This is a genomic window from Amycolatopsis sp. NPDC003861 (genome assembly GCF_053605405.1).
On the sequence record NZ_JBSGJD010000085.1, the window covers coordinates 25,170 to 33,879 of the forward strand.

Sequence of the window (8,710 nt, forward strand, 5' to 3'; positions counted from 1 at the left end):
AACCGGTGCGCACCGACGACGTGGCGATCATCGGGGTGTCCGCCCTGCTCCCGGGCGCCCACGGGCCGGCGGCCGTCCACGACCTGCTCGCCGAAGGGCGCGACGTCACCGGGCAGCCGGCCGAGGAACGGTTGCGGGAGAACGGCTTCGCGCCCGGCCCCGGCTACCTGCCGATGGGCTACCTCGACCGGATCGACCGCTTCGACCACCGCTTCTTCGGCGTGCCACCGGCCGAAGCCGCCTGGATGGACCCGCACCAGCGGCTGATCCTGCAACTCGCCCACGAAGCCCTCGAAAACGCCTGCTACGCGCCCCAGGCCCTGCGCGGCTCACGCACCGCCGTCGTGCTCGGCAGCTCGCGCAGCGACTACGAAGACCTCTTCGACGAGGAGGACCCGCAGCAGATTCTCGGCATCCTGGCGGCCTCGCTCGCCGCGCGGATCAGCTACCGCCACGACTTCACCGGGCCCGCGCTCGTCCTCGACACCGCCTGCAGCGGCAGTCTGGTCGCCGTCGCCCACGCCGTCGCCCTGCTGCGCAGCGGGGCCGCCGACCTGGCGCTGGCCGGCGGCATCAGTGTGCGGCCGGTGCCGATCCGCGAGGCCGGGCACGTCCCGGTCCGCGGGGTCGAATCGCCCGAGGGCCGGTGCCGTCCGTTCGACGAGAAGGCCACCGGCGCGGTCGGCGGCGAAGGCGGCGGGATCGTCGTGCTCAAGCCGCTGGCCGCCGCGCTCGCCGACGGCGATCACGTGCACGCCGTGCTGAAGGGCATCGCCGTCAACCACAACGGCTACCGGATGGCCAGCATGAGCGCGCCGAGCCGGGCGGCCCAGACCGAGGTGATCACCGCGGCCTGGCGGGACGCCGGCGTCGACCCGGCCACCGTCGGGTACGTCGAGTGCCACGGCTCGGCCACCCCGCTCGGCGACGTCGTCGAGGTCGAGGCCCTGCGCCAGGCGTTCCTCGACGCCGGGGTGACCACCCCGTCCTGCGCGATCGGCTCGATCAAGGGCAACATCGGGCACCTCGACAACGCCGCCGGGGTCGCCGGGCTGGTCAAGGTGGTGCTCAGCGTGCGGCGCGGCGTCCGGTACCCGACCGCGCACTTCGAGACCCCCAACCCGCTGCTCGACTTCGACGGCCCGGTGCGGGTCAACCCCGCGTTCGGCCCCTGGGAGGGCGCCACACCGCGGCGCGCGGGCCTGAGCTCGTTCGGGCTCACCGGGACCAACGTGCACGCCGTGGTCGAGCAGCCCCCGGAGGCTCCGAAGCCCGCGGCCCCGGACGGGACCGAACACCTGGTGACGGTCTCGGCGAAGACGGCGTCCGCACTCGCCCGCTACCGCGCCGAACTTGCGGACTTCGCCGAATCGAGCGGGCACGACGTCCTCGCCGTCGGCCACGCGATGAACCGCGGCCGCGACGACCACCCCGTCCGGATCGCCGTGGTCGCCGACGAACCCGCCGCGCTCGCCACGGCCCTCAGGTCGGCCGCCGTCCCGGACACGCCCGCCGCGGACGACCCACCCGTGGTGCTGCTGTTCTCCGGCGACGGCGGGGTCGAACCCGAGCTCTGGGCGGACCTCTGCGCGGCGTGGCCGGTCCTCGGCGACGACCCGCTGCCCGGCGAACCGGCCCCCCGGTTGGTCGCCGTCCACCACGCGCTGCACCGGCTGGCCCGGTCGCTGGGCCTGCCCGACACCCACCTCGTCGGGTCCGGCGCGGGCAACCTGTCGGTGCGGATCGCGCGCGGCGAACTGTCCATCGAGGACGGTTTGGCCGCCGCGGCGGGCCGGGCCGTCGGCTCGGCGCTCGACTCGGGCCGGCTGGCCGAGGCGGTGCGCGGGTTCGTCCGGGACGGCGCGGTGCTGGTCGAGCTCGGCACCGGCGGCGTGCTCTCGCGGACGATGCGCCGGCTGGCACCCGAGCTCGGCTGCGTCGAGCTGATCGCCGGGGCCGGACGGCGAGCGGTGCTGCGGCAGGTGGCCACGCTCTACCGGCTGGGCGTCCGGCTCGACTGGGACCGCCACTACGCCGGGACGGTCGTGCCGCGGATCGAAGCGCCGGCCTACCCGCTGGAAGGCGTCCGCTGCTGGTGCCGCCCGGCAGGCTCGCCGTCCGTCGAAACCCCGGTGGCCGAGCCGGTCGCCGTGGTGTCCGATGTGGACACCGAGCGCCGGGTCGCCGAAGTCTGGGCGCGGGCACTGGGGGAGGACGAACTCGACCGCGAGTCGGACTACTTCGCCCTCGGCGGGACGTCGATCGCGGCGATCACCGCGCTGCGCACCATGGAACGCGACTTCGGCATCGAGCTGACGTTCGCCGACCTGTACGGCCACCCGACCGTGCGGGCCTTCGCCGCCCGCATCGAGGCCGTACGGGCCGAGCGGCGCCCGTCCGACGACGTCCCCGCCATCGCCGTGCTGCCGCGCGGCGGCCCCCTGCCGCTGTCGTTCGGCCAGGAACAGCTGTGGTTCCTCGACCGGCTCAACCCCGGCAGCGCGCTCTACAACATCCCGCACGACCTCCGGCTGTCCGGCCCCCTGGACGAAGCCGCGCTCGCCGGGGCCGTGCAGGACCTCCTCGACCGCCACGAAATCCTGCGTACCTGCATCCTCGACGACGACGGCGTGCCGTGCACCCGCCTCGCCGAACCCGGTCCCCGGCTCGTCGTGCACGACCTGAGCACGCTGCCCGAAGCCGAGCGCACCGCGGCGGCGCACCGGCTGGCCGGCGAGGAGGCCGTCCGTCCGTTCGACCTGGCCACCGGCCCGCTGGTCCGGGTCACCCTGGTGCGCCTGGCCGAAGCCGACCACGTCCTGCTCTGGACCTACCACCACATCGTCTTCGACGGCTGGTCGCCGACGATCTTCTTCCGCGACTTCACCGAGCTGTATCAGGCCCGGCTGGCCGGGCGGGCGCCCGCGCTGCCGGAGCTGCCCTTCCAGTTCGCCGATTTCGCGGCCTGGCAACGCCGGCGCCTGTCGGGGGAGACCCTCGAGCGCGGCCTGCGGTTCTGGCGCGCCGAGCTGGCTGGCCTGCCTGCCGCGCAGCTGCCGCTGGACCGGCCCCGCCCGGCCGCCCAGTCCTTCGACGGCGACCTCGTCGAGTTCACCATCGCCGAACCGGCCGCCGAGGCCGCCCGCCGGTTCAGCCGCGAACACGGCGTGACGACGTTCGTCACCATGCTGGCGCTGGTCGACGCGCTGCTGCACCGCTGGGCCGGCTTCACCGACGTCGTCGTCGGCGTGGCCACCTCCGGCCGGACGCACCCGGCGACGCACGACCTGATGGGGTACTTCAACAACCTGCCGCCGTTCCGCACCCGGGTCGAGGGCGCGCTGTCGTTCACCGACCTGGTCCGGCGCTGCGCGGACACCGTCGCCCACGTCCTGGACCACGAGGAAATCCCGCTGGAGAAGATCGTCTCGGCGGTGTGCGGGCCGCGCGAACCCGGCCGCCAGCCGCTGTTCGACGTCGCCTACACCTACCAGAACGTCCCGCAGGACACCGCCGAACTGGGCGGGCTGGAGTGCGCGCGCTTTTCCGACGCCGGCACCGTCGCCGGGATCGCGCCGGGCACCGCGAAGTTCGACCTCACCGTCGGCGTCATCGACCAGCAGGACGGGCCGATGGACGGCTACTTCGAGTACGCGACCGCCCTCTTCGACCGCGGGACGGCCGACGCGCTCGCCCGCCTCCTGCCCGGCCTGCTCGACGCCGTGCTGCGCGAACCCGGCCGCCCCCTGGCCGCCCTCCCGGCCGTCGACGGCGAGCCGGTCCCCGCCCCCACCCACCGGGAGCCCGCCATGACCACACCATCCGTTGTGGACAGTGATACCGCCGCCCACGCCGAGCGGGTCCTCGCCGCGATCTGCGCGGACCTGCTGACCGGCGGCGGCCCGGTCGGCCCGAAGGACAACTTCTTCGACCTCGGCGGCGATTCGGTGCTCGGCGTCCGGGTGGCCGCGCGGGCGGCCAAGGACGGCGTCCACTTCACCCCGCAGCAGCTGCTGCAGTGCCGCACGCTCGGCGAACTGGCCCGGGCCGCGGTCGTCGACGGTCCCGCCGTCGCCACGCCCGCGGAAGTGCCGGTTTCCGAGCCGCCGCGCGCGATCCCGCCGACCCCGATCATGCTCAGCTTCCTGGACCGGATGCCGGACGACGTCGGCGACTTCGTCGACGTCCACACCGTGGAAACCACCCCCGAGATCGGCGGCGCCGCGATCCGGACGGCGAGCGGGCACCTCCTCGCCCTGCACGAACCGCTGCGCTACCGGCTGCGGCGCAACGCGCTGGGTGCCCGGCTCGAAGTCGCGGACCTCACCGCGGCGGACGTGTTCGACACCAAGGTGCTCCCGCCGCTGACCGCCGACGAGGAACTCGCGATCGTCGCGGACGACTGCCTGGCGATGAAGGCGGAGATGGATCCGGCGCGCGGGCCGCTGTTCCGCGTCCGCCACTACGACCGCGGCCGTGCCCGCGGTGGCTTGCTCGTCCTGCTGGTCAACCACTTCGTCTTCGACAACATGTCCACTGTGGTCGTCCTCGACGACCTCGACGTGCTGCTCGCGGACCTCGCGGCGGGCCGCGCGCCCGCCCTCACGCCCCGGCCGCCGCGGTGGCGCGAATGGGCCGAGCACCTGCGGGCGATGGCGGCTTCCGACGAGCTCTCGGCGGAGCTGACCTACTGGACGGCGACCCTGCGGGCGGGCGCGGCGGCCGGCGCGATCGGCGGCGCGCCCGGTGACGGCATCACCGCCCGGACCCTCGACGACCCGGCGGTGGCGACCCTGCTGTCGGCCGGCGGCGCCGAGGGCCGGGAAGCGGCGTTGTGCGCGGTGTCCTGCGGCCTGGCCCGGTGGCAGGACGCGCCGAGCGCGTTCGTGATGACCGAGGGGGAGGCCACGCCGAACCCGTTCCGGCTGGCCGGGCGCGGCCCGTCGGTGGGCTGGTTCACCACGCTGCACCCGCTGGTGCTGCCGGTCGGGCCGGGCACCACGGCCCGGGACTGCCTGCCGGAGATCGCCGACCGCGCGCGGTCGGTGCCGAACGACGGCGTCGGCTACGGGATGCTGCGCCACCTCTCGCCGGACTCGCCCGGGACCGCCGGGTTGCGGGCCCTGCCCGAGCCGGAGGTCCTGGTGCTGCACGGGCCGAGCGACACCTCCGCGTTCGACTCCGGCGTCCGCCTGCTGCGGACCCGCTGGGACCTGTCGGTGAACCTCAAACGCGCGGTCGCGTCCTGGTTCCCGCTGGTCGTCACCAGCGCGGTGCGGGACGGCGCACTGCGGCTGGCCGTGGCGGGCGGCGTCGGCCAGGAGCGCCTGGACGCGCTGGCCGACGAAATCCTGGGCGCCTTCACCGAACTGCCGTGATCGCGCTCGCCGCCTCGGCCTGGTACCTGCCGGAGACTTTTCTGCCGGTCGCCGAGCTGCCCTCGCTGTCCGACGCCGAACGCGCGACCTGCACCGCGCTCGGCATCGACCGGGTGCCCGCCGACGACACGCTGACCGCGGCCGATCTCGCCGCCCGGGCGGGGGAGCGGGCGCTGGCCACCGCGGGCCTCGACGCGAACGACGTCGACGTCGTCCTGACGGTGGAGCCGCGGGCCCCGCAGACGCTGGTCAGCTCGGAAGCGACCCGGCTGCAGGCGATGCTGGGCGCGGACCGGGCGATGGCGTTTTCCGTCGGTGGCCTCGGGTGTGCGTCACTCACCCCGGCGTTGCTCGCCGCGGACGGGCTGCTGCGCGCCGATCCGGGGCTGGGAAACGTGCTCGTCCTGCACGGGAGCAAGCCCGCGACGCCGGGGCGCTACCGCCACCCCGTCACGGTCAACGGCGACAGCGGTGGCGCGCTTCTGTTGCGGCGTGAGGGAGAACTCCGGATCCGGGATGTCCTCTTGGAGACGAACGGGACTTACGCGGACCTGTTCCGCGTCGAGTACCGCGACGAGGAGTTCGCGCGCTGGCGGGAGGAGTGCACCGACCCGGCGGTCTATTCGTTCCGGCTGGCCGTGGAGACCCGCAACCGGCTGCGGGCGCTGGTCACCCGCCTGCTCGGCCGCAACGGCCTGAGTCCCGCCGACGTCCCGTGCTACCTCGCGCAGAACCTGTCCACGGCGGCGTTCCGGAACTGGTCGGAGGCGATCGGCGTCCCGATCGCGAAGGCGTGCTTCGACAACCTGGCCCGCTTCGGCCACCTCGGGCCCAACGACGTCTTCTTCAACCTCTCCAGCGCCCGGGAAACCGGGGAATTCGGCGGGCGCGCGGTGCTGCTCAACATCAGCCCGGCCGCGGCGTGGAGCGCGCTCTTGGTGACGACCGACGACACGACGTCGCACGAGCTGTGAGGCCCGGGGCGGGCGGCAGCCGCCCGCCCCGGGGTTCACCGGATCAGCGCTTGCAGGGGTTGCCGGCCGGGTGCGCGGCGGTGCCGTGCACGTCGGCCTGGGACTCCGCGAGCACGATCTTCGCCAGCGGGGTCTCCAGTGCGACGGCCTGCTGCTTCACGACGCCGTTCGCGATGGTCTGGCCGTTCAGCTTCAGCGAGCCGATGACCAGCGCGATGGTCAGCGGCGCCGAGCCCACCGTGACCGAGACTCCGTTGATCTTCAGCGACGCGATGTTCGAGCTGCCGGTCAGCACCGGGGCGAGCCCGCCCGGGGCCGGCTGGCAGGTCGCCGCCGCCTGGGACTGGATCACGCCCAGCTCGATGGTCAGCCCGACCGTGCTGATCACCGTCTTGTCGATCTTGGCCGACGCCTGCGCGTGGTCACCGGCCGCCGGAGCCGCCGACTGGTTGTCGGGGGCCAGGTCGGTCGACGAGGTCAGCGCGTGCGTCTGCACCTTGATCAGGCCGGCGTTGAGCGTCGCGTCGAGGACGGTCTTGCTGTCGTCGGCGCAGGGCAGGTTCGCCGGGTTCGCCACGGCCGCGGTGATGCCGATGACGTTCGCGGCGGTGCCGGTGCAGGAGAAGACGCCGTCCCGGTCGTCGTCGACGATCGTGCCGACGCCGGTCGGGTCCACCAGCCCGGCGCCCGAGGGCGCGGACAGGGTGACGGTGAACGTCTCGTCCGGCTCGTCGACGGTGTCCGGGTTGACCAGGACGGTCACCGGCTTGGTCGTCTCGCCGGGCGCGAAGGTCACGTCACCGCTCGCCGCCTGGTAGTCCGCGGGAGCGGTCGCCGTGCCGTTCGCGGTGGCGTAGTGCACCGACACCGGGTTCGGGCCGGCGCCGCCGAGCAGCGACACGGTGAAGGTGGCCGGCACCGGCGCGCCGCCGGAGCCCTCGTTCACCGTGACGTCGTTGATGCTCAGGCCGAGCACCCGCACGGTCGTCGTCTCGACGTACCCGCGGGACACGCCGTCGACCTGGTAGTCGACCGTGCAGTGGTAGGTGCCGGGCGCGGCGTCCGCCTTGGCGGCGACGGTCTCGGTGAACGTCGCGACGTCCCCACTGGGCACCTTGACGCTCGCCGGGGCATTGGTGAGCGTCAGCTGCGGGTCGCAGCTGGTGACCTTCGGGGCGACCGTGACCTCGATGGACTTGATGCCGTCGAGGATGGCCTGCGACACCTGGTCCGACGGCACGTTGTTCAGCAGCACGCCGCCGGTGGCCGTGGCGATGGCGCTCGCCTGGCCGTCGGCGTCCAGCGCGCCGACGTTGACCGCGACGACCCGGATCTTCGCCGCCTTGAGCGCGTCGATGGTCTGGGCGAGGGTGTGCCCGCCGCTGGGATCGTGCGACGGCGCGTCGCCGAACCAGGCGATGATGCGGGTGCCGTCCGGGCGGAAGGTGACCGCGCCGCTGGCCAGTTCGAAGAGCGCGTTGAGGTCGGCTTCGGGCAGGTCGCCACCGCCACTGGCCGACCACTGGTCGATGCCGGCCTGCACGGCGGCGGTGTCGGCGGTGATGCCCTGGTTGACCTTGAAGGGCACGGAGTCGGTGAAGTCCTTGTACTCGGCGACGCCGAACTGGGCGGTCGGCTGCGCGGCGAGCACGTCCCCGGTGATGGCACCGGCGTTCGTGCGGACGTTGGCGATGGCGCCGGCCATGCTGCCGGTCGTGTCGGCGAGCAGCACGAGGTCGGGGTTCGGGGGGACGGCGGAGGTGGTGACGTGCTTGGTGACGGTGGTGCTCTGCCCGGCGGAGAGCGTGAGATCGACGGTGGCCGGATCGACACCCGGCGGCGCCGCGGCCGCGACGGCGGCCGGGGTGAGCAACGCACTGACCGTGGTCAGCGCGACGAACAAGGATCTCCGCGACATGACTTCCCTTCCGAAGGCCGGATTACTGCGGGTTGCCTCGGGAAGACGGAAAGCGCGGATTTTCGTTAGCAGGCAGGGAGAGCGTCACTCGGAGCGCCGCATGTCAAGGCGCTCAACGGGGCATGGGGGCGGTTCCGGGCTACGGAAACCATGGTTCGGAGGCGCCGGGACACCGAAGGCCGTGGTGTGGCGTTCACTCGGTTCAGTGACGTGCTGGCACGGCCGGTGCCGGATGATCTTGGGCCTCGCGTCGATTTTTGCAGCGCGGGGAGCGAATTTCCGCCCGAATGTCGTAACGCGCAGCGCTGTTTCGGGCGCCCGGCCGGGCGATCCTCCGGCCCGGGCGCCCCGGACAAACTTTACGCGGGACCGGCCGGCCGGTCCCGCTCGTGCGGCGGGGTCAGCGGCCCGGGCGCGCCGCCTGGCCGAGGTCGGCGAGC

Annotated in this window: 3 protein-coding genes; 2 read left to right on the forward strand and 1 reads right to left on the reverse strand. The window is 73.7% G+C overall.

The genetic code is table 11. The annotated features are described in order from the left end of the window. Positions 1-5: 5 nt before the first annotated feature. Together ACWEVN_RS21885 and ACWEVN_RS21890 are read left to right on the forward strand one after the other, a co-directional pair. Positions 6-5,378, forward strand: coding sequence for a condensation domain-containing protein (locus ACWEVN_RS21885; RefSeq protein WP_452052497.1), 5,373 nt, complete (start codon positions 6-8; stop codon positions 5,376-5,378). Beyond that, positions 5,375-6,352: a 3-oxoacyl-ACP synthase gene (locus tag ACWEVN_RS21890; RefSeq protein WP_452052498.1), complete on the forward strand. Its 978-nt coding sequence runs from the start codon at positions 5,375-5,377 to the stop codon at positions 6,350-6,352. The genes ACWEVN_RS21885 and ACWEVN_RS21890 overlap by 4 nt, the downstream gene beginning before the upstream one ends. 43 nt (positions 6,353-6,395) lie before the next feature. Here ACWEVN_RS21890 and ACWEVN_RS21895 read toward each other — a convergent pair whose 3' ends face one another. Beyond that, entirely contained in the window at positions 6,396-8,270 is a 1,875-nt protein-coding gene (locus ACWEVN_RS21895) for a Calx-beta domain-containing protein (protein ID WP_449681628.1), read from the reverse strand. Between the last annotated feature and the right edge of the window lie 440 nt (positions 8,271-8,710).

Coding starts and splice junctions, on each gene's coding strand:
- ACWEVN_RS21895 (WP_449681628.1), bottom strand. CDS start 8,270: ATGTCGCGGAGATCCTTGTTCGTCGCGCTGACCACGGTCAGTGCGTTG.